The organism is Mycobacterium sp. (assembly GCF_004298145.1).
In the GTDB taxonomy this organism is placed as follows: domain Bacteria; phylum Actinomycetota; class Actinomycetes; order Mycobacteriales; family Mycobacteriaceae; genus Mycobacterium.
Genome location: NZ_SCRH01000010.1, coordinates 22,624 through 46,310, shown reverse-complemented (window position 1 = coordinate 46,310; position 23,687 = coordinate 22,624). Strand labels below are relative to the sequence as shown.

Here is a 23,687-nt window from a genome sequence, read left to right as displayed (position 1 = left end):
GACGTGTACCGTCATCGGCTATGAGTGGCGCGGTATGCCCGGGCTCGTTTGATCCGGTGACGTTGGGCCACATCGACGTTTTCGAGCGCGCGTCGGCTCAGTTCGATCAGGTGGTGGTGGCGATCCTGACCAATCCCGCCAAGAAGGGCATGTTCGACCTCGACGAGCGGATCGCGATGATCAACGAATCGACGACGCATCTGCCCAATCTGCGGGTGGAGGCCGGACAAGGTCTGGTCGTCGACTTCGTCCGGTCGCGGGGGATGACCGCCATCGTGAAGGGGTTGCGCACCGGCACCGACTTCGAATACGAGCTGCAGATGGCCCAGATGAACAAGCACGTCGCCGGGGTCGACACCTTTTTCGTCGCGACCGCGCCCCGGTATTCGTTCGTGTCGTCGTCGTTGGCCAAAGAGGTCGCGATGTTCGGCGGTGACGTGTCGGAGCTACTGCCCGAACCGGTCAACCGCCGCTTGCGCGAAAAGCGTTACAGCCGGCCACGTTGAGCCCGGTCGACCGGAATACATCACCTACGCCGGCGCGGAACGTATCTTGAAGATCTGATTCGAAAAGGGGGGGTTCGCGGGGTCGCCTACGTCGATAGGAGAACGGCAGCCATGACGGTAGAGAATCTCTTCGACGTCCCCGAGGCCGCGACCGATCTGATCGCCCTGCTCGCCGACGAGGGAGTCGCGCACTTCTTCATCAATCCCGGAACGGATTCCGCTCCGATCCAGGAAGCGTTGGCGGCCGCGCGCGCGGCCGGCACGCCGAGCCCGCGGGCGGTGTTGTGTGTCCACGAGAGCATCGCATTGGCGGCGGCCATCGGCCATCACATGGCCAGCGGCCGACCGCAGGCGGTCATGGTGCACGTCGATGCCGGGACGCTGAACCTGGGTTGTCAGCTACACAACGCGCAGCGCAACGGGACTCCGGTGGTGGTGTTCGCCGGGCGCACCCCCTACAGCTCGGCGCCGGAGGTGCGCGGCCACCGTGACACCTACATTCATTGGCAGCAGGAGCAACTCGACCAGCCGGCGGTGGTGCGCAACTACGCCAAATGGCACATGGAGGTTCCGCGCGGCCGTGAGCTGGCCCCGATCGTCCGGCGGGCATTCCAGGTCGCGCAATCGAGCCCGTCCGGGCCCGCCTACGTCATGCTGCCGCGCGAAGCCTTGATGGAGCCCGGCAGCCGTGCGTTGCCGCGGCGGCTGCCCCCGGCGATACCGCCGGGCCCGGACCCGGGGGCGCTGGGGCGGTTGGCGGGCATCCTGGTCGCCGGGCAGCGGGTCGTCATCGTCACCTCCAGGACCGCCGCGGAACCGGGGGCCGCGACCGTGCTGGCCCGCATCGCCGAATTGCTCGGTGCGCCGGTGATCGATCAGGGCGACCGCGCCAACCTGCCGCTCGGGCACCCGCTGCACATGGTGGGCGACGCGACCCCGCTGGAAACCGCCGACACCGTGCTGCTGCTGGACTGCGAAGTGCCCTGGGTGCCCGCGCAGTTGGCCCCGCCCGCCGATGCGCGCGTGGTGCAGATCGACGCGGACCCGGTCAAGGCGAGCATGCCGCTGTGGTCCTACCCGGTCGAGATCGCGTTGACCGCCGACACCCGGGTGACGTTGTTGCTGCTCGAGCAGACCCTGCTGCGGCTGGCCACCGACAAGCTACGCGAGAAGTGGAGTGCCCGCCGGCAGACGGCCGAATCCGATGTCGCGCAACGCCGCCGGGATGCGAGCCGCCGGGCCGCATCCGATCGCCCGGCGGACGCACCCGACGCGATGCTGGCCGCGCTGGGCGGCGCGCTGCCGGAAAACGCGGTGGTCGTCCAGGAGGCCGTGACCAATCGGCCCGCCGTTGCCCGACAGATTCAGCGGCCACCGGGGTATTTCTTCGACACGGGCGCACCGGCATTGGGCTGGGCGCTCGGAGGCGCCTTCGGGGTCAAACTCGCCCGGCCGGAGGCGCCCGTCGTCGCGATATGCGGTGACGGTTCGTTCAACTTCGGCGTGCCCACCGCCGCCTTGTGGTCGGCGCATCGCCATGGGGCGCCCTTCGTGACGGTGGTTTTGAACAATCACTCCTATCTGGCCTCCAAGCTGCCCGTGGTGGAGTTGTATCGGGATGGAATATCGGTGCGGGAGAACGATTTTCCCGAGACGCGGCTCACGCCCGACACCGACTACGCCGCCCTTGCGCGGGCCTGCGGAGGCAGCGGACGCGGCGTGACCACGGCGGCCGAGATGCGTGAGGCCATCGGATGGGCGCTCGCGGAGGCCGACGAAGGCCGGTGCACGGTGCTCGACGTGCGGTTGCCGCAAACCTGAGGCGCGTCAGTGGCGATGCGCGGGCTCCTCGGTGTCGGGGGAGCCGCCCATCATGCGCAGCATCGGTAGGCCCCCGGAGGTGACGAACCGGACGATCAGCAGGGCAGCGAGCGCCAGGAAGGCGATGTTGAGCCAGGTCGTGTAGTTCCACCTGATCGACGCCTCCAGCACGGTCGCGTTGCGCTGGGTGGGGATGAGATTGGTTGTGCCGAAGATTAATTCGACCAGGTATCCGGTGGCGACCATCGCGGCGTAGAAGGTGCCCAGCAATGTCAGCATCATTCTGGCGCCGTAATACTTGCGGTAGATGTTCAGGATCGGAAGGATCAACAGGTCGGCGTAGATGAACGCGATGACGCCGCCGAAGCTGATGCCCCCGTTCCACAACACCGCGGCCAGCGGGACATTGCCGATCGAGCACACGAAGGACGCGATCGCCACGACCGGGCCCACGATCGGACCCCACAGCGCCGACCACACCGGATGGTCCACCAAAAAGAAACTCTGCCAGAACTTTTCGGGCACCCAGGCCGCGACGGCACCCGCGATCAGCAAGCCCAGGATGAGGTCGCGCAGGATCGCCAGCCACTCCATCACGAACACGTGCGAGACCGAGGTGAAACCCGCCGGGGAGAAGAGCCGTCGCCAGAACGAGCCATCCCCTTTGATCGACATGTCCATGGCGGCATGGCCTTCCATCGACCCGGCGATTCCGCGCTCGGCCTGCTTGCGGGCGGTGTCGACGAGTCGCGAACGCACGAACAGCCGGAACAAAACGGCGAGCACGACGATCATCAAGGGGCCGCCGACGAACTCCGCGGCGGTGAACTGCCAGCCCATCAGCAGCGCCAGGATGATGCCCAACTCCACCACGAGGTTGGTGGAACCGATCTCGAACGCCATCGCGGCGGTGAAGTCGGCGCCCTTGCGGAACAGCGATCGCGCCAACGCCACCGCGGCGTACGAGCACGACGACGATGCCGCGCCCAACCCGGCGGATACCGCCAGGGTGCGCGGGCGATCGTCACCCATCAGGGCCACGATCGTCGAGCGCCGCACGACGGCCTGCACCACCGCCGAGAGGGCGAATCCCACGATCAGCGCCCACAGGATTTCCCAGGTCATCGACCCCGCAAGCGTCAAGGCGTGCCCGACCGCCGATAGCACCGTCATCACTGAGACCTCCTGCGGTGAGCCGCTGGCGTGAGGTGGGTCCGTTCCGACGTATCGGAGTATACCCCCAGGGGGTATGGTAGCGCGGGCCGCGATAGTGTGGCGACTACTCCCAGCCTAGAATCGCTGGCAAATAGTCGGGCCCGGGCGCGTCGACGCAAAACCCGCACCTGGGCAAACGCCGCAGCGGCGGGGCCCGGCGCCGAATATGGACGAACGATCGCACGCGGCCGTCGCTGCCGCGAAAACAGCGTGAACGGGCGCTTTCGCATGGAATTCACTCATCACGGCCACGCCGGGACCGGCGCGCCGGGGCGTTTGAGGTGCCGGGAACGGGCAAATACCCGACACACCGGCGTCGCCACCGCTGTCACAGAGACATCACCAGGCACACTGGTAACAACAGTTTTGCAGACGCCAGGAGGGTACGGCCGTGTATCGAGTGTTTGAAGCGCTGGATGAATTGAGCGCCATCGTCGAAGAAGCCCGCGGCGTCCCGATGACGGCCGGCTGCGTGGTGCCCCGCGGTGACGTGCTGGAGCTGATCGACGACATCAAGGACGCAATTCCGGGCGAACTGGACGACGCCCAGGACGTGCTGGACGCGCGCGATTCCATGCTGCATGACGCCAAGACGCACTCCGACTCCATGGTTTCCTCGGCGACCACCGAGTCGGACTCGATGCTCAACCACGCCCGGGCGGAGGCTGACCGGCTGCTGTCCGACGCGAAGGCGCAGGCCGACCGGATGGTGGGCGAGGCGCGCCAGCACAGCGAACGGATGGTCGGCGAGGCTCGCGAGGAGTCGATTCGCATCGCCACCGCGGCCAAACGCGAGTACGAGGCCAGCGTCGGTCGCGCCCAGGCCGAAGCCGACCGGCTGCTCGAAAACGGCAACATCTCCTACGAGAAGGCCGTGCAGGAGGGCATCAAAGAACAGCAGCGCCTGGTGTCGCAGAACAGCGTGGTGGAGGCGGCCAACGCCGAGGCCACCCGGCTCGTCGACTCGGCGCACGCCGAGGCCGACCGGCTGCGGGGCGAATGCGACATCTACGTCGACAACAAGCTCGCCGAGTTCGAGGAATTCCTCAACGGCACCCTTCGGTCGGTGGGGCGTGGCCGCCACCAACTGCGGACGGCGGCCGGGACGCACGACTACGCGGTCCGCTAGCGTTTCGCGGCCCGTTCACCGGGCGGGCGCGCCCTGGAATTGTGCGGCCGGCGCCGTAGGATTTCTGATATGACGCGCCAGTACAGCACCTCGTCGACTCGCGGCGCCGCGCCACGGCTGTCCGGGCCGATGATGTTCGACATCACCCGGCTCGGGCGGCGGCCCGGCGCGATGGTGACTCTGCGGAAAACCGTGCCCAGTCCGGCGCGCATCGGCTTGGACATGATCGCGATCGAGGCCGGCGCCCCCCTGGAGTTGGACCTACAAGTTCAGTCGGTGTCCGAGGGCGTGCTGGTGACCGGGACGGTGACCGCGCCCACCGCCGGCGAATGTGCGCGCTGCCTGACCCCGCTCGACGGCCAGGTGCAAGTGCGGCTGACCGAACTGTTCGCCTACCCGGACAGCACCACCGAGGCGACTACCGAGGAAGACGAGGTCGGCCACATCGTCGACGACGCCGTCGACCTCGAGCAGTCCATCGTCGACGCCGTGGGACTGGAACTTCCGTTCTCGCCGGTGTGCACGCCGGACTGTCCGGGGCTGTGCCCCGCATGCGGAGTTTCCCTGGCCGCCGAGCCCGGCCATCACCACGACCGCATCGACCCGCGGTGGGCCAAGCTGGCGGGCATTTTCACGCCCGACGCGGACGAGTCGCGGGGTGAGCGGTGACCTCACGGCAGGCTCTGCTCGACGCCCTGGGGGTTGAGCTGTCCGACGAGCTGCTGTCCTTGGCATTGACGCACCGCAGCTACGCCTACGAACATGGCGGGCTGCCGACCAACGAACGGCTGGAGTTTCTGGGCGACGCCGTGCTGGGCCTGACCATCACCGATGAGCTCTACCACCGCCACCCCGACCGTAGCGAGGGGGATCTGGCCAAGCTGCGGGCCAGCGTCGTCAACACCCAGGCGTTGGCCGATGTCGGGCGAAAGCTGTGCGACGGCGGCCTCGGGGTGCACCTGTTGCTGGGGCGCGGGGAGGCGAACACCGGCGGTGCGGACAAGTCGAGCATCTTGGCCGACGGCATGGAATCGCTGCTGGGTGCGATCTACCTCGAGCACGGGATCGACGTGGCGCGCGAGGCGATTCTGAGATTGTTCGGCCCGCTGATGGATGCCGCACCCACGCTGGGGGCCGGACTGGACTGGAAGACCAGCCTGCAGGAGCTGACCGCGGCCCGCAGCATGGGTGCGCCGTCCTACGTGGTCACCTCCACCGGGCCGGACCACGACAAGGAATTCACCGCGGTGGTCGTGGTGGCGGACACCGAATACGGCTCGGGGGTGGGCCGCTCCAAGAAGGAAGCCGAGCAGAAGGCGGCGGCGGCGACCTGGAAAGCGCTGGAGGCGCTGGACACCGCGGGGACGACGTCCGTTTAGATGGTGCCCGTCTAGATGCCCGAACTGCCCGAAGTCGAGGTGGTGCGCCGCGGCTTACACGCCCATGTCGTGGGCAAGACGATCACCGCCATCCGGGTGCATCACCCGCGGGCGGTGCGCCGCCACGAAGCGGGGCCCGCGGACCTTACCGCCCGGCTGCTGAATGAGCGGATCACCGGCACCGACCGGCGCGGTAAGTACCTGTGGCTGCTGCTCGAAAGCGACGCGGCGCTGGTCGTCCACCTCGGTATGAGCGGGCAGATGCTGCTCGGCGTGGTGCCGCGCGCCGACCACGTCCGGATCTCCGCACTGCTCGACGACGGGACCGTGCTGAGCTTCGCCGACCAGCGCACCTTCGGCGGGTGGATGCTCGCCGACCTGGTCGAGGTGGACGGCAGCGTGGTGCCCGAGCCCGTCGCACACCTGGCGCGCGACCCGCTGGACCCCCGGTTCGACGCCGATGCGGTCGTGAAAGTGTTGCGGCGCAAGCACTCCGAAGTCAAACGGCAGCTGCTCGATCAGCAGGTGGTGTCGGGCATCGGCAACATCTACGCCGATGAGGCGCTGTGGCGGGCCAAGGTGCACGGGGCGCGGATCGCCGCCACGCTGAGTCGCAAGCAGTTGGCCGCCGTCCTGGACGCGGCCGCCGACGTAATGCGTGATGCGCTGGCCAAAGGCGGGACCTCGTTTGATTCGCTGTACGTCAACGTCAACGGCGAATCCGGATACTTCGACCGATCACTGGACGCCTACGGTCGGGAAGGCGAAAGCTGCCGCCGTTGCGGCGCGGTGATGCGCAGGGAGAAATTCATGAACCGCTCGTCGTTCTATTGCCCGAAATGCCAACCGCGCCCGCGACGTTGAGTGGCCTTCGGCGGCGCTGGATCACTCGAAGATACCGCGGTGCAGCGTCCCCGTGGGCAACGTCGGGTCCACGAACCACTCGTGGCTGAACAGCGCGCCGAACACCTGGGGCGGCAATCGCACCAGTAGCCGGAACACGTGGGCGGCCAGACCGGAACGGCCGATCTGAGAACGGTGGGCGGCGAAAGCGTCTCGCTTCTGGCGGGCGAAGCGAAAGACGTTGACCCGGTGCGTGATTGTCGCGCGGGGGGCGTACACGCCGCGGACGATGTCGCGTTCGTAGGGTCCGGGAATGTGCAACAGATGCGCGAGATCGCTGACGCGAAGCAGCATTTCGCGCGGCATCGTCACCTCGAGAACCCGGGGGATCGCGGCGAGTTCGGCGGCCCGCTTGCCGACGTGATGCACCCGCACATGATCGCGGTGGCCGTAGCCGCCGTTGGGCTGGTAGCTGAGCAGCAGATCGGCGTCCTCGTCGCGAAGGATGGTGGCCAGCCGCCCCGCCGCCTCGTCGAGATCCGCCCGCCCGAATCGAATGCGCCCGGGCGGATCCGGGTAGAACAGCGGACCGTAGCCGCTATCGGCGTAGCCGAGGCACTCAACCCGCTGTGCCCCGAGAATCCTTGCGCTTGACAGCAATTCGTCCAGACGGTTGCCGTCGTCGTTATGGACCCGCCCGTCGGTCGCCGTGACCACCACGACGCGGTGCCCGGCGGCGGCCGCCCACGCGAGGGTGCCACCGGTGAGCACGACCTCGTCGTCGGGGTGGGCGTGGAATGCGACGACGGTGGCCATGCAAAGCAGTATGCCCGCGTGTCACGACATGAGCGCCCGGTAGAAATGAGCCATGGCCGAACTATGGGTGGAGCGCACCGGAACTCGCCGCTACACGGGATACAGCTCGCGTGGAGCGCAGGTGCTCGTCGGCTCCGAGGACGTCGACGGCGTGTTCACGCCCGGCGAGCTGCTCAAGATCGCACTCGCGGCCTGCAGCGCGATGTCCAGCGATGTGCCGCTGGCCCGCCGGTTGGGCGACGACTACAAAGCCGTCATCAGGGTGTCCGGCGCCGCCGACCGCGAGCAGGAACGCTATCCGCTGATCGAAGAGACACTGGAGCTGGACCTGTCGGCGTTGGCCGACGAGGACAAAAAGCGCCTGCTGGTGGTGGTCAACCGGGCCATCGATCAGGTGTGCACGGTCGGTCGCACCCTGAAGTCCGGCACCACCGTCACCTTCGAGGTCACCTCCGAGGCCAACAATGTCGGAACCTGACGCGCGGCTCACCGCGTGGGTGCACGGCATGGTCCAAGGGGTCGGTTTCCGCTGGTGGACGCGCTGTCGTGCGCTGGAGTTGGGCCTCACCGGCTATGCGGCCAACCAGGCCGACGGCCGCGTGCTGGTGGTCGCCCAGGGGCCGCGGGAGGCCGGCGAAAAACTACTGGAGCTGCTGCAGGGCGGTGCGACATGGCCCACCCAGCCCGGCCGCGTCGACAAGGTCGTCGTCGACTGGTCGCAGCCGCGGGAGCGTTTCGAGGGTTTCGTCGAGCGCTGACGCGGGCCGCAATGCCTCTTGTTCCCGTGGCTGATGTGACCACTGGGACCAGTGCGTCGCCCACCGAAACCGCGGGCAAATTTCGGGTCGGCCGACACCCCTCGGTGAACCTGCCCGGGGCGGTTTGAACGGTAGTCTGGCTCGCCGTGTACCTCAAGAGTCTGACGCTGAAGGGCTTCAAGTCCTTTGCCTCGCCGACGACTCTGCGTTTCGAGCCGGGTATCACCGCCGTGGTCGGGCCCAACGGCTCGGGCAAATCCAACGTCGTCGACGCCCTGGCCTGGGTGATGGGGGAGCAGGGCGCCAAGACCCTGCGCGGCGGCAAGATGGAGGACGTCATCTTCGCCGGGACCTCGTCGCGCGCCCCGCTGGGACGTGCCGAAGTCACCGTCACCATCGACAACTCCGACAACGCGCTGCCCATCGAATACTCCGAGGTCTCGATCACCCGGCGGATGTTCCGCGACGGCGCCAGCGAATACGAAATCAACGGCAGCAGTTGCCGTTTGATGGATGTACAGGAACTGCTGAGCGACTCCGGGATCGGCCGGGAGATGCACGTCATCGTCGGGCAGGGCAAACTCGACGAGATCCTGCAGTCGCGGCCCGAAGACCGCCGCGCGTTCATCGAAGAAGCCGCCGGCGTGCTCAAGCACCGCAAGCGCAAGGAAAAGGCCCTTCGCAAGCTCGACGCGATGTCGGCGAACCTGGCCCGGCTCACCGACCTGACCACCGAGCTGCGCCGTCAGCTCAAACCGCTGGGCCGCCAGGCCGAGGTGGCCCGTCGCGCCCAGACGATCCAGGCCGATCTGCGTGACGCCCGGTTGCGGTTGGCCGCCGATGACCTGGTCAACCGCAAGGGGGAACGCGAGGCCATCTTCGAGGCCGAGGCCGCCATGCGGCGCGACCACGACCAGGCCTCCTCGCGGCTGGCCCTGGCCTCCGAGGAGCTCACCGCGCACGAAACGGCGGTGGGCGAACTCTCCGGTCGCGCCGAGTCGGTGCAGCACACCTGGTTCGCCCTGTCCGCGCTGGCCGAACGGGTTGCCGCCACGGTGCGCATCGCCAGCGAGCGGGCCCAGCACCTCGACGTCGAGCCCGTCGCGACCAGCGACGCCGACCCCGACGCCCTGGACGCCGAGGCCGAGCAGGTCGCGATCGCCGAGCAGCACCTGCTGGCGGAATTGGGCACGGCGCGCACCCGGCTGGACGGCGCCCGTGCCGAGTTGGTCGAGCGCGAGCGTGAAGCCGCCGAGGCCGATCGGGCCCACATGGCGGCGGTGCGCGCCGAGGCGGATCGGCGTGAAGGCCTGGCGCGGCTGTCCGGCCAGGTGGAGACGATGCGGGCGCGCGTCGAGTCGATCGATGACAGCGTCGCACGCCTGTCCGAACGCATCGAACAGGCCGCCGCCCGCGCGCAGCAGGCCAAGGCAGAGTTCGAAACCGTGCAGGGCCGCGTCGGTGAGCTCGATCAGGGCGAGATGGGTCTCGACGAGCATCACGAGCGCACTGTGGCCGCGTTGCGGTTGGCCGACGCGCGGGTGGCCGAGCTGCAGTCCGCCGAGCGGGACGCCGAACGCCGGGTGGCCTCGCTGCAGGCCCGCATCGACGCGCTCGCGGTGGGGCTCGAACGCAAGGACGGCGCCGCCTGGCTTACCCAAAATCATTCGGGCACCGGGCTTTTGGGTCCGATGGCCAAGCTGGTCAAGGTTCGCTCGGGCTACGAGGCGGCGCTGGCCGCGGTGCTGGGATCGGCGGCCGACGCGCTGGCCGCCGAAAGCTTCGGCGCGGCCCGGTCCGCCGTCGCCGCGCTCAAACAGGCCGACGGCGGCCGCGCCTCGCTGGTGCTGGGTGACTGGCCCGCCGATCACCCTGCGCCGCAGGCCGCCCCGGCGGGGGCGCTGTGGGCGCTCGACTTGATCGATGCTCCCGCGCGGCTGCGGGGGGCCGTCACGGCCATGCTCTCGAGTGTGGCCGTGGTCGACGACCTGGACCAGGCGCTGGCGCTGGTGGCCGTGCATCCCCGATTGCGCGCGGTCACTATCGACGGTGACCTGGTGGGTGCGGGCTGGGTGAGCGGCGGCTCCGACCGCAAGCTGTCCACGCTGGAGGTGACCTCGGAAATCGACAAGGCCGGCGACGAGCTGACCGCCGCGGAAGCCCAGGTGGCTCAGCTGAGCGCGGCGCTCTCCGGCGCGCTCACCGAGCAGGCGGCCCGTCAGGATTCCGCCGAGCAGGCGCTGGCAGCCCTCAACGAATCCGACAGCGCCATCTCGGGGATGTACGAGCAGCTGGGCCGGCTCGGTCAGGAAGCCCGGATGTCGGAAGACGAGTGGAGCAGGTTGCTGCGGCAACGCGAGGAGCTCGAAGCGGGCCGGACTCAGACCGTCGCCGAAGTCACCGAACTGGAAACCCGGCTGCGCAACGCCCAAGAGACCCGGCAGGCGCCGGCGGAAGAACCCGTGAACCGTCAGCAGATCGCGGCCGCCACCGAAAACGCGCGCAGCGTCGAAGTGGAGGCGCGGCTCGCGGTGCGCACCGCCGAAGAGCGCGCGAACGCGGTGCGCGGGCGCGCGGATTCGTTGCGCCGTGCGGCCGCCGCCGAACGGGAAGCCCGGCTCCGGGCCCAGCGGGCGCGCGAGGCGCGACTGCGCGCGGCCGCGGTGGCGGCGGCGGTGGCCGACGCAGGCAGGTTGTTGGCGCAGCGGTTGAACGGGGTCGTCGATGCCGCGTCCACGATCCGCGACGCCCTGGCCGCCGAACGCCAGCAGCGTGCGACGGCGATGGCGGCGGTGCGTGACGAGGTGAACGCGTTGAGCGCCCGGGTGGGGGCCCTGACCGACTCGCTGCACCGCGACGAGGTCGCCAACGCCCAGGCGGCGCTGCGGATCGAGCAACTCGAGCAGATGGTGCTCGAACAGTTCGGCATGGCGCCGGCCGATTTGATCGCCGAATACGGTCCGGAGAATCAGCTGCCGCCGACCGATCTGGAGATGGCCGAATACGAGCAGGCCAAGGAGCGCGGTGAACAGGTCTTCGCGCCCGCGCCGATTCCCTACGACCGGGCCACCCAGGAGCGGCGGGCCAAGCGGGCCGAGCGCGAGCTGGCCGAACTGGGCCGGGTCAACCCGCTGGCTCTCGAGGAGTTCGCCGCCCTCGAGGAGCGCTACAACTTCCTGTCCACCCAGCTCGAGGACGTCAAGGCCGCCCGCAAGGACCTGCTCGGCGTGGTCGACGAGGTCGACGCCCGCATCCTGCAGGTGTTCAGCGAGGCCTACACCGACGTGGAACGCGAGTTCTCCGACGTCTTCACCGTGCTGTTCCCCGGCGGCGAGGGCCGGCTACGGCTAACAGATCCCAACAACATGCTCGCCACCGGCATCGAGGTGGAGGCCCGTCCGCCGGGCAAGAAGGTCACCCGGCTCTCGCTGCTGTCCGGCGGCGAGAAGGCGCTGACCGCGGTGGCGATGCTGGTGGCGATCTTCCGGGCCCGCCCGTCGCCGTTCTACATCATGGACGAGGTGGAGGCCGCCCTCGACGACACCAACCTGCGTCGCCTGATCTCGCTGTTCGAGCTGCTGCGGGCGCGTTCGCAGCTCATCATCATCACGCACCAGAAGCCGACGATGGAGGTCGCCGACGCGCTCTACGGCGTGACCATGCAGGGCGACGGCATCACCGCGGTGATCTCCCAGCGGATGCGCGGCCAGCAGGTGGAGCAACTGGTCACGACCTGAGCGGCGTGGCCGGGCGAAGCGGGTCGGCGCCATCGAGCCGAGGGCCGGTGGCCGGCCGGCACCGTACCGCTTGAAACAATGTCAGCGTGTCCCAAGGTCTTTGGATCGCGCTCGCGGTCATCGCCGTCCTGGTTGTCATCACCGCGCTGGTCGCAGGCCTGCTGCGGTACCGCCGGCGCCGGATCAGCTTCTCGACCCGAACCGAGCCCGGTGCGATCGACCGCTCGGGCGGATACACCGCGTCCTCGGGCATCGCCTTCAGCCAGACACCGACCGCCCAGCCGGCCGAGCGGCTCGACACCACCGGGCTGCCCGCGGTGGGCGACGACGCCACAGTCCCGCGCGACGCGCCGCGGCGCACCATCTCCGACGTCGACCTCCCCGAACCCGAGCCCGAAACCCCGGCGGCCCCCGACATCGAGGAGATCGCGCCGCCCGAGGGCCGCCTGGAGCGGCTCCGCGGCCGGCTGGCCCGGTCGCAGAACGCGTTCGGCCGCAGCGTGCTGGGCCTGCTCGGCGGCGGCGACCTGGACGAAGACGCCTGGCAGGACGTCGAGGACACCCTGCTCGTCGCCGACCTGGGTCCGGTGGTCGCCGAATCGGTGATCTCCGAGCTGCGCAGCCGGCTGGCCGGCAGTGACGTGCGCACCGAGGCCGACGCGAAGGCCGTGCTGCGCGACGTCCTGATCACGGAGCTGCAGCCCGGCATGGACCGGTCGATCCGGGCGCTGCCGCACGCCGACCATCCCTCGGTGCTGCTGGTCGTCGGTGTGAACGGCACCGGGAAGACCACCACCGTCGGCAAGCTGGCCCGGGTCCTGGTCGCCGACGGGCGACGCGTTCTCCTGGGCGCCGCGGACACCTTCCGGGCCGCGGCGGCCGACCAACTGCAAACCTGGGCGGCGCAGGTGGGCGCGGAGGTGGTGCGCGGGGCCGAAGGCGCCGACCCGGCATCGGTGGCGTTCGACGCCGTCGACAAGGGCATCGCCGCGGGCGTCGACGTGGTTCTCATCGACACCGCGGGCCGGCTGCACACCAAGGTCGGGCTGATGGACGAACTCGACAAAGTCAAGCGCGTGGTAACGCGGCGCGCCGCGGTCGACGAGGTGTTGCTGGTGCTCGACGCCACCATCGGGCAGAACGGGCTGGCCCAGGCCCGGGTGTTCGCCGAGGTTGTCGAGATCACCGGCGCTGTCCTGACCAAGCTGGACGGAACGGCCAAGGGCGGCATCGTCTTTAGGGTCCAGCAGGAACTCGGGGTGCCGGTCAAGCTGGTCGGGCTGGGCGAGGGCCCCGACGACCTCGCGCCGTTCGAACCGGCCGCCTTCGTCGACGCGCTGCTCGGCTGACGCCCCTGACGCGGCGCGTGGGACGTTAATCCCGCTGAAACACGACGGCACTATCGCCGAAACAACCATTGCGCAATCTTCTGGATCAGGTCATCGGATGCATGTCTGACGTCCCGTTGCGGCCCGACCGGAGGAGATTGCGAGTGACATACCCGATACTGGGCCAGCCCAACACCGGCGATACCGCCTGGATGCTGGCCAGTTCCGCGCTGGTGCTGTTGATGACGCCGGGTCTGGCGTTTTTCTACGGCGGCATGGTGCGCGCCAGAAGCGTGCTGAACATGCTCATGATGAGCATCAGCGCGATGGGCGTGGTTTCCGTGCTGTGGGTGCTCTACGGCTATTCGGTCGCCTTCGGCGACGACGTCGGCAACTTCATGGGGAAGCCGACGTCCTATTGGGGCCTGAAGGGACTCATCGGCGTCAACGCGGCGGCCGCCGATCCGAGCAAAGGCACTGCGGCAACGGACATTCCGCTCGCCGGCACCCTGCCCGCCACCGTGTTCGTGGCATTCCAGCTGATGTTCGCGATCATCACGGTCGCGCTGATCTCCGGCGCGGTGTCCGACCGCCTGAAGTTCGGCGCCTGGCTGGTGTTCGCCGGCCTGTGGGCGACGTTCGTCTATTTCCCGGTCGCCCACTGGGTTTTCGCGTTCGACGGCTTCGCCTCCGAGCACGGCGGCTGGATCGCCAACAAGCTGCACGCAATCGACTTCGCCGGCGGGACCGCGGTCCATATCAACTCCGGTGTGGCGGGCCTGATGCTGGCCATCGTGCTGGGGAAGCGGCGTGGCTGGCCCACGACGTTGTTCCGGCCGCACAACCTGCCGTTCGTGATGCTCGGTGCCGGATTGCTGTGGTTCGGCTGGTACGGGTTCAACGCCGGATCGGCCACCAGCTCCAACGGCGTCGCGGGGACGACCTTCATGACCACCACGGTCGCGACGGCCACCGCGATGCTCGGCTGGATGCTCACCGAACGCATCCGCGACGGCAAGGCGACGACGCTGGGAGCGGCGTCCGGCATCGTCGCGGGCCTTGTCGCCATCACACCGTCCTGCTCGTCGGTCAATGTCCTGGGCGCGCTGACCGTGGGCCTGGTCGCCGGGGTGGTGTGCGCGCTGGCGGTCGGCCTGAAATTCAAGTTCGGCTTCGACGACTCGCTCGACGTGGTCGGGGTGCACCTGGTCGGCGGCTTGGCCGGCACGCTGCTGGTGGGCCTGCTCGCCGCCCCCGAGGCCCCGGCCATCAACGGCGTGGTCGGGGTATCCAAGGGCTTGTTCTACGGCGGCGGCTGGGCCCAGCTCGAGCGGCAAGCGATCGGCGCGTTCAGCGTCCTCATCTATTCTGGGGTGGTTACGCTGATCCTGGCTTTGATCCTGAAGTACACCATCGGGCTTCGTCTCGACCCAGAGGCGGAAGCCGCGGGTATCGACGAGGCCGAGCACGCCGAGAGTGGTTACGATTTCGCCGTGGCTACCGGCTCGGTTCTCCCGCCCCGGGTCGCTGTGGCGGATACCCGCAACGGCGTGAAGGAGGACCGAGTGGGCGACAAAGTGGAGGCAGAGCAGTCATGAAGCTGATCACCGCGATCGTTAAGCCGTTCACGCTCGATGACGTGAAGGCCAGCCTCGAGGAGGCGGGCGTCCTGGGGATGACGGTCAGCGAAATCCAGGGCTACGGACGCCAGAAGGGCCACACCGAGGTCTACCGCGGTGCCGAATACTCCGTCGACTTCGTGCCCAAGGTGCGGATCGAGGTCGTCGTCGACGACTCCATCGTCGACAAGGTCGTGGACAGCATCGTCAGGGCGGCGCGCACCGGCAAGATCGGTGACGGCAAGGTGTGGGTGAGTCCGGTGGAAACCATCGTGCGCGTGCGCACCGGCGAGCGCGGAACCGATGCGCTGTGACACCTTTCGTCAATTGCTGATTCGACCCGGGCGGGCCGCGCGGGCATGACCCCGAACGGCTCCGATCCGTCCGGGCGCATCGCGGGGACAGGAAGCGCCGGCGGGGCAGTCGATTTGGCCGCCTCGCGGCGCCAACTGCTGTCCGAGGGCAGCAAGCTGCACGCCGCCGAATTGCGACACGCGTGGCTGGATCTGCACGAATCGTGGTTGATGGCCAAGGCGGCCGAGATCGAGATCGACGACGACAGCGGCTTCGCGATCGTCGGCATCGGCGGGTTGGGCCGCCATGAACTGTTGCCGCATTCGGACCTGGATCTAATGCTGTTGCACGACAACAAGTCCGACGATGTGTTGCAGAAAATTGCCGACAGGCTGTGGTATCCGCTGTGGGACGCCAACGTTAGGCTCGACCACAGCGTGCGGACCGTCTCCGGAGCCCTGGGTGTCGCCAACGCCGACATGATCGCGGCCCTGGGCATGCTGGACGCGCGCCACATCGCCGGCGACGCGCGGCTGTCCGAGGAATTGATCGCCGGCGCACGACGGCAGTGGCGCAGCGCGATTCGCTCCCGGATGGACGAACTCGTCGCGATGACGCAGGCCCGCTGGCAGCGCTGCGGGCGGATCGCGCAGCGCGCCGAACCGGACCTGAAATCGGGCCGCGGCGCCCTTCGCGACGTGCAATTGCTGGACGCGCTGGGCGTCGCCCAGCTCATCGACCGCCACGGTATGGCCCGCCCGGAATCGCCGGGGGGCTCGCTGGACGACGCCCACCTGACGCTGCTCGACGTGCGCACCGAGCTGCACCGGGTGTCCGGGCGCGGCCGCGATCAGCTGCTGGCCCAGTACGGTGACGAACTCAGCGCCGCCCTGCACATCGGTGACCGATTCGACTTGGCCCGCAAGCTATCCGATGCCGGCCGTACCATCGCCTACCACGCCGAGACGGGGCTGCGCACCGCCGAGAACGCGCTACCGCGCCGCGGTGTGTCGGCGTTGGTGCGCCGGCCCAAGCGCCGCCCCCTGGACGAGGGCGTCGTCGAATATGCCGGAGAAATCGTGCTCGCCCGCGACGCGCGTCCCGACACCGACGTGGGCCTGGTGCTGCGGGTGGCCGCCGCATCAGCCGACACCGGGTTGCCGATCGGCGCCGCCACGCTGAGCCGCCTGACCGCAGGCGCGCCCGAGATGCCGGTGCCCTGGCCGCGGGAGGCGTTGGACGACTTGCTGGTTGTGCTGTCCGCCGGGCCGACGATGGTGGCCACCATCGAAGCGCTCGACCGCACCGGGCTGTGGGGCCGGTTGCTGCCCGAATGGGACGCGATCCGCGACCTGCCGCCGCGCGACGTCGCGCACAAATGGACGGTGGACCGCCATGTCATCGAGACGGCCGTCAACGCCGCGCCGCTGGCCACCCGCGTGGCACGGCCCGACCTGCTCGCGCTCGGCGCGCTGCTGCACGACATCGGCAAGGGCCGCGGCGTCGATCACAGCGTGCTCGGCGCCGGGCTGGCCCTGGATATCGGGCCTCGGCTGGGGATCTCGTCCGCCGATACCGAGCTGCTCGCGCAGCTGGTCCGCCACCACCTGCTGCTGCCCGTGGTGGCGACCCGATGCGACCTGAACGATCCTAAAACCATTGAGCGCGTGACGAAATCGCTGGACGGAGATCCGGTCCTGCTCGAGGTGCTGCACGCGCTGACCGAAGCCGACTCCAAGGCCACCGGGCCGGGGGTGTGGAGCGAATGGAAGGCGTCCCTGATCGAGGAGCTGGTTCGGCGCTGCCGGCTGGTAATGGCGGGGGAGCCGCTTCCGGAAGCTGAACCGGCCGCGCCCCAATATCTTTCGCTTGCCGCCGATGGTGCCGTCCACGTGGCGATCCAGCCCAGCGGTGGCGAGCGGCTGGACGTGGTGATGGCCGCGCCCGATCAGCGGGGGCTCGTCTCCAAGGCCGCCGCGGTGCTGGCGCTGAACTCGCTGCGCATCCATTCGGCGTCGGCCAGCACCGAGGCGGGTTTCGCGATCGTCGAATTCGTGGTGTCGCCGCTGTTCGGCTCACCACCGGAGGCGGGCCTACTGCGTCAGCAGTTCACCGGCGCGCTGGCCGGTGATGTCGACGTGTTGGGGACGCTGGAGAAGCGCGACAGCGACGCCGGCGGCGCGGGGGCGACGCGGGCCGGCGAGGTTCAGGTCGGGGTGCCCGTGACGCGCTCGACCGCCCCGCCCCGCATTCTGTGGGTCGATACGGCCGGCGTCGGTCAGTTGATCGTCGAAGTCCGCGCCATGGACCGCCTGGGGCTGCTGGCCCTGCTGACCCGGGCGCTCGAGCGCGCGGGAACCGACATCGTCTGGGCGAAGGTCAACACGTTCGGGTCGACGGCGGCCGACGTCTTCTGCGTGACGGCCGCCGACGACGACGGGCACGGCGCGCGAGACGCGGTCGAGCAAAGCCTGCTCGCCGCGCTGGGCGGCCCGGCGGTCGAAGTGCTCGAGGAACCCGTCGGCGACTGACCCCGATGACGACGGCGGTCGGGTAATCATCGCAACTTCTGGGCGAATTCGATGATGTTGCCATCCGGGTCGGCGATGTGGAGCGTCCTTTCATGCCATGGCCGGTCCATCGGTCCGCTGAGGATCTCGACACCGAGGTCGCTCATTCGTTCCGCCTCCTTATCGACGTCGTCGATCAAGAAGCCGATCTCGCTGCACGGCGGTCGACCGCCTTCGCGGCCGATGAGCTCCGGAAGCTTCGACCGTTCGAAAAGCGAGAACTTGGTGTTGGCCATCTCGAACTCGACGTAGCCGTCGCCTTCAATCCGCACCTTGAGCCCGATCACGTCGCGGTAGAACGTCACCGACTTTGTGAGCGATTCGACATATTGGATGACGTAATCCACGCGACGCATGAAATACATGGTATCGACCAATGATTCGGAAACACTGCGCTGCAGCCAGTTTCGCCGTCCCGTAGCGCAACCCGGACCGCAAAACCACTGCGTGTGTTCGGAGTTCGCCCGGCGCGCGCTAGCTCACCTGTCGCCGTCGGCCTCGACCGTATCGAGGCGAACGACCCGCACTTTGCCGTGCGTGAGGCAGGCAGCAAATCCGCGGTATTTGCTATACAGCTCCCACGCGGTGACGTCGTCGTTCGACCGCACCTCGATCTTGTGATCGTCGGAGAATTCGAGATGGAGATCGCCGGTGTCGTCCCAGACGGCACCCGTGCAGATTGACCCGGCGAAATCGAAGAGCGGGCGCAGTTGGTCCGCCGGGTCGTTCGGGTCGATAGCGATTACTTCGGCGGGTGAGGTTTCGATGGCGGGCAGCGTCAGACGCATCGGTGCCGTAATCACCAGCTCGCTGTAGTCCTCGAAATTCAGCACCAGCCCGTCGTGGAACATAATCCTCTGCACCGCACAGCCCTCGAGCCACTGCTCGATCACATTCTGCTCGGCCATGAATCCACTCTGGCCCCAATTTGTCACATGCACAAGCGGGTACGTCATGTGCGCACGGGCGGAAAATACCGCGCCTTGACGCGGCCGCGGCGGCACCGTTTAAGGGGCCCAGCCGGCCGATGGTTCACGCCTGCTCGGCGTTGAGCTGGCGCACGGCATCGATGCGCGCCCGCAGCTGTTCTCGGCTCGCCGCGGCGATCGGGGGGCCGCCGCAGCGGCGCCGCAGTTCGTTGTGAATCCAGCCGTGCGGCTTGCCGGTCCGGTGGTGCGCGATCGAGACGAGGGTGTTCAGCTCCCGGCGCAGCTCCCGAAGCTGGCCGTGCACCGTTGCCGACGGGGCGTCGCCGGTCGGCCCGGCACCCTTGCGCAGGTGGGCCCGCTTGTGCAGCTGCTCGTCCTGACGCTGGTGCAGCAGGGCGCGCATCTGATCGGCATCGAGCAGCCCGGGGATGCCGAGGTAATCCGCCTCCTCGTCGCTGCCGGCCGGAGCGGCGGTGCCGAACGATGACCCGTCGAAGATGACCTGATCGAGTTCCGCGTCGGCACCCAGCGAGGTGAACCCGTTGTCGAGTTCGCTCTTCTCGTTCTGCGCCCGGGTGGCGGGGTCGCCGTCGAGGGGGTCGCCCTCGGATTCCCGGTGCGGCTCGCCCAACACGTGGTTGCGCTGGGCCTCCAGCTCGCTGGCCAGCTGCAGCAGGCTCGGCACCGACGGCACGAAGATGCTCGCGATCTCGCCCTGGCGGCGCGACCGCACGAACCGGCCGACGGCCTGCGCGAAGAACAGCGGCGTCGACGCGCTGGTGGCGTAGATCCCGACCGACAGCCGCGGCACGTCGACGCCTTCGGAGACCATGCGCACCGCGACCAGCCAGCGGCCGGTGCTCGCGGCGTATTCGCTGATGCGCGCCGACGAACCGGGGTCATCGGAGAGCACCAGCGTCGGAGTCTCCGAGGTGATCTTGGTCAGCAGGGCGGCGTAGGCGCGGGCCGCGGTCTGATCCGACGCGATGATCATGCCGCCGGCGTCGGGGATGTGCATGCGCAGCTGACGCAGCCGCTGGTCGGCCGCCGCGATCACCGCGGGCATCCATTCGCCGGCGGGATCCAGCGCGGTGCGCCAGGCCCGCGCGGTCTGTTCGGCGGACAGCGGTTCACCCAACCGCGCGGCGTGCTCTTCGCCGGCGCTGTCCCGCCACCGCGCCTCCCCGGAGTAGGCGAGGAAGACCACCGGCCGGACCACACCGTCGGCGAGTGCTTCGGTGTAGCCGTAGATGTGATCGGCCTGCGAGCGCCGCACCCCGTCGGCGCCGGCCTCGTAGGTCACGAACGGGATGGGGCTGTCGTCGCTGCGAAAGGGCGTGCCCGTCAGCGCGAGCCGGCGGGTGGCGTCGCTGAACGCCTCGCGGATGGCATCGCCCCAGGTCTTGGCGTCACCGCCGTGATGGATCTCGTCGAAGATGACCAGCGTCCTGCGCTGCTCGGTGCGCACCCGGTGCAGCGTCGGATGCGCGGCGACCTGAGCGTAGGTGACCATGACGCCGTGATATTCCGGCGCGGTCCGCGGGTTGCTGTTGGAGAACCTCGGGTCCAGGGCGAGTCCGTGCCGCGCCGCGGCCTGCGCCCATTGCACCTTGAGGTGTTCGGTGGGCACCACGACGGTGACCTGCTCGACGGTGCGCTGCCCGAGCAGTTCGGCCGCCACCCGCAGCGCGAACGTCGTTTTGCCGGATCCGGGGGTGGCCACCGCCAGGAAGTCACGCGGCTGGCCGGCGAGGTAGCGCACCAGCGCCCTGCGCTGCCAGCCGCGCAGCGCCCCGCTGCCGTTGCGGTCGCCGTGGTCGGTGCCGGTGCGCGCCTGGATGCTGCCGGCCGGCATCGACACAGGCCCCCCAATCGTTGCTGTTCGACACGGCCAGCTCGGTTGAGTGGCGGCTGTGAAATCTAGCACGCCAACGCTTTTCGGTGTTGTAACGACTCGACTCGCTAGCGCGCGTGGGTCGCCGTTTCGTGGGCTTGCAGCCAGTCGCGGATGCGTTCGGCGACGTCGGCCCAGCCCGGTTCGAGCATCATATTGTGGCCCATGGAAAAGAATTCCGGCTCGGTTCGATAGGCCCGCGCTGTGGCGCGCACCTCGCGGACGCTGACGAAGCCGTCGTACTCGGCGCCCAGGACCAAGATCGGCGTCGTGACCCGCTTGGTTCGGACACGCCGGATGATCGGATCGGTCATGGCGGCGCGAACGCTCTCGGCCCCGGCCTGTTGCCGGCAGGCTTCGACGACGTCCTCGGGCGTGTCGGCGCAGAACAGGTACTCGCGGGCCAGCGCCGGGGTGGCGAGGAATTTCAGCAGCGTGGGATCGCTCCACGATTCCATCGTCATCGACGGCCGGCGGCGCCAGACGCGCAACGCCAGGGTGAGCACGCCCTGCGGCGGCACCGAGCCCACCAGCACCGCGGCCGGGGCGGTGCGGTCTTCGAGGTAACGCTGGATCACGAAGCCGCCCAGGGAGTGGCCGATCAGGATCGGACCGCCCCCAAGGTCGTCGGCCACCGATCGGACATCCTCGATGTAGTCGGCGATGGAAACCTTCCGCAACGGCTTGGGTGTCGGGCTGATGCCGTGCCCGCGCAGGCTGACCGCGACCGCGCGGTAGCCGGCGTCGGCGAAGAAGTCCAGGAAATGTTGCCAGCACCACGCGCCGTGCCACCCGCCGTGGACGAAGAGCAGGGGCACCGGATGCTCGGCAGTGCAGGACCCTTTGTCGATCAGCTCGAGCATCAGGTCATCCCTTCGCCATCCCCTCGCCGAAACATAAGCCACGACGACGCGCGCCGGCGGGTCTTGGGCGAGATTTTCGTGTCGCGACAGCGAGCCCTCCCGGCCGACCAACGTGACGCTGCTGTCACGTTCGTCGCCGAGCGTGACAGCAGCGTCACGCTCGCGCCGAAGTGCAGTGCCACTAGGCTGGCGGGGTGTTTGAATCGCTGTCCGATCGATTGACCGGTGCCCTCCAAGGGCTACGCGGCAAGGGCCGACTGACCGACGCCGATATCGAGGCCACCGCCCGCGAAATCCGGCTGGCGCTGCTGGAAGCCGACGTGTCGTTGCCCGTGGTGCGCGCCTTCGTCTCCCGGATCAAGGACCGCGCCAAGGGCGCCGAGGTGTCCGGCGCCCTCAACCCGGCGCAGCAGGTCGTCAAGATCGTCAACGAAGAACTCATCGGCATCCTGGGCGGACAGACCCGTCAGCTGGCGTTCGCGAAGACGCCGCCGACCGTCGTGATGCTCGCCGGTCTGCAGGGTTCGGGTAAGACGTCGCTGGCCGGCAAGCTGGCCGCCTGGCTGCGCGGGCAGGGGCACACGCCGCTGTTGGTGGCCTGCGACCTGCAGCGCCCGGCCGCGGTGAACCAGCTGCAGGTCGTCGGCGAGCGCGCCGGCGTGCCGGTGTTCGCGCCGCATCCCGGCGCGTCCCCCGAATCCGGGCCCGGCGACCCGGTCGCGGTCGCCGCGGCGGGGCTCGCCGAGGCGCACGCCAAGCACTTCGACGTCGTCATCGTCGACACCGCCGGCCGGCTGGGCATCGACGACGAGCTGATGGCCCAGGCCGCGGCCATCCGTGATGCCGTCGACCCCGACGAGGTCCTGTTCGTCCTGGACGCGATGATCGGCCAGGACGCCGTCACCACCGCGGAGGCATTCCGCGAGGGTGTGGGCTTCACCGGTGTGGTGCTGACCAAGCTCGACGGCGACGCCCGCGGGGGCGCGGCGCTGTCGGTCCGCGAGGTGACCGGTGTCCCAATCCTTTTCGCCTCCACCGGCGAGAAGCTGGAGGACTTCGACGTCTTCCACCCGGACCGGATGTCCAGCCGCATCCTGGGCATGGGCGATGTGCTGAGCCTCATCGAGCAGGCCGAGCAGGTCTTCGACGCCGAACAGGCCGAGGCCGCCGCGGTCAAGATCGGCACCGGGGAGCTCACACTCGAGGACTTCCTGGAACAGATGCTCGCCATCCGCAAGATGGGGCCGATCGGCAACCTGTTGGGCATGCTGCCCGGAGCCGGGCAGATGAAGGACGCGCTGGCCCAGGTCGACGACAAGCAACTCGACCGGCTGCAGGCCATCATCCGCGGCATGACCCCCGCGGAGCGGGCGGACCCCAAGATCATCAACGCATCGCGGCGGCTGCGTATCGCCAACGGCTCGGGCGTCGCGGTGTCCGACGTCAACCAGCTGGTCGACCGCTTCTTCGAGGCCCGCAAGATGATGTCGTCCATGCTCGGCGGCATGGGCATCCCGGGCATGGGCCGCAAGTCGGCGACGCGAAAGTCCAAGGGCGCGAAGGGCAAGAAGGGTAAGAAGGGCGGACGCGGCCCGACGCCGCCCAAGGCGAGGAACCCGCTCGCCGCCGGGCTGCCGGGCATGCCGGCCGGATTCCCGGACCTGTCGCAGATGCCCGAGGGCCTCGACGAGCTGCCGCCCGGGCTGGCCGACTTCGACCTGTCCAAGCTGAAGTTCCCGGGCAAGTCGTGACGATCGCGAGCGCGGCGGAGCCGGGCGAAGCGGGTCGTCACCATTGGACTAGTGCGATCGCGAGCGCGGCGGAGCCGGGCGAAGCGGGTCGTCACCATTGGACTAGTGCGATCGCGAGCGCGGCGGAGCCGGGCGAAGCGGGTCGTCACCATTGGAATAGTGCGATCGCGAGCGCGGCGGAGCCGGGCGAAGCGGGTCGTCACCATTGGACCGGGCGAAACTAGCCGCCTGGTGC

Annotated in this window: 20 protein-coding genes; 14 read left to right on the top strand and 6 right to left on the bottom strand. The window is 68.8% G+C overall.

Annotation, left to right across the window (positions count from 1 at the left end):
- Positions 1-20: 20 nt before the first annotated feature.
- On the top strand, positions 21-506 hold the full coding sequence (coaD, locus tag EPN51_RS03330) for a pantetheine-phosphate adenylyltransferase (RefSeq protein WP_293037088.1): 486 nt from the start codon (positions 21-23) through the stop codon (positions 504-506).
- Positions 507-617: 111 nt separating this feature from the next.
- Positions 618-2,327, top strand: coding sequence for a thiamine pyrophosphate-requiring protein (locus EPN51_RS03325; RefSeq protein ID WP_293037085.1), 1,710 nt, complete (start codon positions 618-620; stop codon positions 2,325-2,327).
- Between the two features lie 6 nt (positions 2,328-2,333).
- On the opposite strand, the gene EPN51_RS03320 is transcribed toward EPN51_RS03325, so the two are convergent.
- Positions 2,334-3,500 carry a permease gene (locus tag EPN51_RS03320; protein ID WP_293037082.1) on the bottom strand — a complete coding sequence of 389 codons (1,167 nt, stop codon included), beginning with the start codon at positions 3,498-3,500 and terminating at the stop codon, positions 2,334-2,336.
- Positions 3,501-3,933: 433 nt separating this feature from the next.
- Between EPN51_RS03320 and sepIVA the strand changes: the two genes are divergently transcribed.
- The 4 genes from sepIVA to mutM all read left to right on the top strand — a co-directional run bounded on the left by sepIVA (position 3,934) and on the right by mutM (position 6,914).
- Complete coding sequence (sepIVA, locus tag EPN51_RS03315) at positions 3,934-4,671, top strand: cell division protein SepIVA (RefSeq protein WP_293037079.1); 738 nt, start codon at positions 3,934-3,936, stop codon at positions 4,669-4,671.
- 69 nt (positions 4,672-4,740) lie between these two features.
- A complete protein-coding gene (locus EPN51_RS03310; protein ID WP_293037076.1) occupies positions 4,741-5,340 on the top strand; it encodes a DUF177 domain-containing protein in 600 nt (199 codons plus the stop codon).
- The gene (rnc, locus tag EPN51_RS03305; protein WP_293037073.1) at positions 5,337-6,050 is read left to right on the top strand and encodes a ribonuclease III; all 714 of its coding nucleotides are present in this window, start codon (positions 5,337-5,339) and stop codon (positions 6,048-6,050) included. Before EPN51_RS03310 ends, rnc begins: the two co-directional genes overlap by 4 nt.
- A gap of 15 nt (positions 6,051-6,065) precedes the next feature.
- Positions 6,066-6,914 (top strand): DNA-formamidopyrimidine glycosylase, encoded by an 849-nt coding sequence (gene mutM, locus EPN51_RS03300; RefSeq protein WP_293037071.1) that lies wholly within the window; start codon positions 6,066-6,068, stop codon positions 6,912-6,914.
- A 21-nt stretch (positions 6,915-6,935) separates the two neighbouring features.
- Here the strand turns inward: mutM and EPN51_RS03295 are convergent, their stop codons facing one another.
- On the bottom strand, positions 6,936-7,709 hold the full coding sequence (locus EPN51_RS03295) for a PIG-L family deacetylase (RefSeq protein ID WP_293037068.1): 774 nt from the start codon (positions 7,707-7,709) through the stop codon (positions 6,936-6,938).
- Positions 7,710-7,761: 52 nt separating this feature from the next.
- Here EPN51_RS03295 and EPN51_RS03290 point away from each other — a divergent pair, with 52 nt between their 5' ends.
- The 7 genes from EPN51_RS03290 to EPN51_RS03260 all read left to right on the top strand — a co-directional run bounded on the left by EPN51_RS03290 (position 7,762) and on the right by EPN51_RS03260 (position 17,976).
- Positions 7,762-8,187, top strand: a complete 426-nt coding sequence (locus tag EPN51_RS03290; protein WP_293037065.1) for an OsmC family protein — start codon at positions 7,762-7,764, stop codon at positions 8,185-8,187.
- Positions 8,174-8,467, top strand: coding sequence for an acylphosphatase (locus tag EPN51_RS03285; RefSeq protein WP_293037062.1), 294 nt, complete (start codon positions 8,174-8,176; stop codon positions 8,465-8,467). The genes EPN51_RS03290 and EPN51_RS03285 overlap by 14 nt, the downstream gene beginning before the upstream one ends.
- A 146-nt stretch (positions 8,468-8,613) precedes the next feature.
- Entirely contained in the window at positions 8,614-12,204 is a 3,591-nt protein-coding gene (smc, locus tag EPN51_RS03280; RefSeq protein ID WP_293037059.1) for a chromosome segregation protein SMC, read from the top strand.
- A gap of 86 nt (positions 12,205-12,290) precedes the next feature.
- Positions 12,291-13,553 (top strand): signal recognition particle-docking protein FtsY, encoded by a 1,263-nt coding sequence (gene ftsY, locus EPN51_RS03275; RefSeq protein WP_293037056.1) that lies wholly within the window; start codon positions 12,291-12,293, stop codon positions 13,551-13,553.
- Between the two features lie 101 nt (positions 13,554-13,654).
- Complete coding sequence (locus EPN51_RS03270) at positions 13,655-15,130, top strand: ammonium transporter (protein WP_293037053.1); 1,476 nt, start codon at positions 13,655-13,657, stop codon at positions 15,128-15,130.
- Positions 15,127-15,465: a nitrogen regulatory protein P-II gene (glnB, locus tag EPN51_RS03265; RefSeq protein WP_293037050.1), complete on the top strand. Its 339-nt coding sequence runs from the start codon at positions 15,127-15,129 to the stop codon at positions 15,463-15,465. Before EPN51_RS03270 ends, glnB begins: the two co-directional genes overlap by 4 nt.
- Positions 15,466-15,510: 45 nt before the next feature.
- Entirely contained in the window at positions 15,511-17,976 is a 2,466-nt protein-coding gene (locus tag EPN51_RS03260; RefSeq protein WP_293037047.1) for a [protein-PII] uridylyltransferase, read from the top strand.
- A gap of 26 nt (positions 17,977-18,002) precedes the next feature.
- On the opposite strand, the gene EPN51_RS03255 is transcribed toward EPN51_RS03260, so the two are convergent.
- The 4 genes from EPN51_RS03255 to EPN51_RS03240 all read right to left on the bottom strand — a co-directional run bounded on the left by EPN51_RS03255 (position 18,003) and on the right by EPN51_RS03240 (position 21,701).
- Positions 18,003-18,371 carry a VOC family protein gene (locus EPN51_RS03255; protein ID WP_293037044.1) on the bottom strand — a complete coding sequence of 123 codons (369 nt, stop codon included), beginning with the start codon at positions 18,369-18,371 and terminating at the stop codon, positions 18,003-18,005.
- 123 nt (positions 18,372-18,494) lie between these two features.
- Complete coding sequence (locus EPN51_RS03250; RefSeq protein WP_293037041.1) at positions 18,495-18,923, bottom strand: DUF6188 family protein; 429 nt, start codon at positions 18,921-18,923, stop codon at positions 18,495-18,497.
- Positions 18,924-19,047: 124 nt separating this feature from the next.
- Entirely contained in the window at positions 19,048-20,805 is a 1,758-nt protein-coding gene (locus EPN51_RS03245) for a DEAD/DEAH box helicase (protein WP_293037038.1), read from the bottom strand.
- Between the two features lie 101 nt (positions 20,806-20,906).
- A complete protein-coding gene (locus EPN51_RS03240; protein WP_293037035.1) occupies positions 20,907-21,701 on the bottom strand; it encodes an alpha/beta fold hydrolase in 795 nt (264 codons plus the stop codon).
- A gap of 194 nt (positions 21,702-21,895) precedes the next feature.
- Between EPN51_RS03240 and ffh the strand changes: the two genes are divergently transcribed.
- Positions 21,896-23,452 carry a signal recognition particle protein gene (ffh, locus tag EPN51_RS03235; RefSeq protein WP_293037032.1) on the top strand — a complete coding sequence of 519 codons (1,557 nt, stop codon included), beginning with the start codon at positions 21,896-21,898 and terminating at the stop codon, positions 23,450-23,452.
- Positions 23,453-23,687 lie beyond the last annotated feature (235 nt).

Bases quoted from the DNA above. Each gene is read 5' to 3' on its own strand.
- EPN51_RS03310 (WP_293037076.1), top strand. From the start codon at position 4,741: ATGACGCGCCAGTACAGCACCTCGTCGACTCGCGGCGCCGCGCCACGG.
- glnB (WP_293037050.1), top strand. From the start codon at position 15,127: ATGAAGCTGATCACCGCGATCGTTAAGCCGTTCACGCTCGATGACGTG.
- coaD (WP_293037088.1), top strand. From the start codon at position 21: ATGAGTGGCGCGGTATGCCCGGGCTCGTTTGATCCGGTGACGTTGGGC.
- mutM (WP_293037071.1), top strand. From the start codon at position 6,066: ATGCCCGAACTGCCCGAAGTCGAGGTGGTGCGCCGCGGCTTACACGCC.
- EPN51_RS03270 (WP_293037053.1), top strand. From the start codon at position 13,655: ATGTCTGACGTCCCGTTGCGGCCCGACCGGAGGAGATTGCGAGTGACA.
- EPN51_RS03255 (WP_293037044.1), bottom strand. From the start codon at position 18,371: ATGCGTCGCGTGGATTACGTCATCCAATATGTCGAATCGCTCACAAAG.
- EPN51_RS03285 (WP_293037062.1), top strand. From the start codon at position 8,174: ATGTCGGAACCTGACGCGCGGCTCACCGCGTGGGTGCACGGCATGGTC.
- EPN51_RS03320 (WP_293037082.1), bottom strand. From the start codon at position 3,500: ATGACGGTGCTATCGGCGGTCGGGCACGCCTTGACGCTTGCGGGGTCG.
- EPN51_RS03250 (WP_293037041.1), bottom strand. From the start codon at position 18,923: ATGGCCGAGCAGAATGTGATCGAGCAGTGGCTCGAGGGCTGTGCGGTG.
- EPN51_RS03325 (WP_293037085.1), top strand. From the start codon at position 618: ATGACGGTAGAGAATCTCTTCGACGTCCCCGAGGCCGCGACCGATCTG.
- EPN51_RS03260 (WP_293037047.1), top strand. From the start codon at position 15,511: ATGACCCCGAACGGCTCCGATCCGTCCGGGCGCATCGCGGGGACAGGA.
- EPN51_RS03240 (WP_293037035.1), bottom strand. From the start codon at position 21,701: ATGCTCGAGCTGATCGACAAAGGGTCCTGCACTGCCGAGCATCCGGTG.
- EPN51_RS03295 (WP_293037068.1), bottom strand. From the start codon at position 7,709: ATGGCCACCGTCGTCGCATTCCACGCCCACCCCGACGACGAGGTCGTG.
- EPN51_RS03290 (WP_293037065.1), top strand. From the start codon at position 7,762: ATGGCCGAACTATGGGTGGAGCGCACCGGAACTCGCCGCTACACGGGA.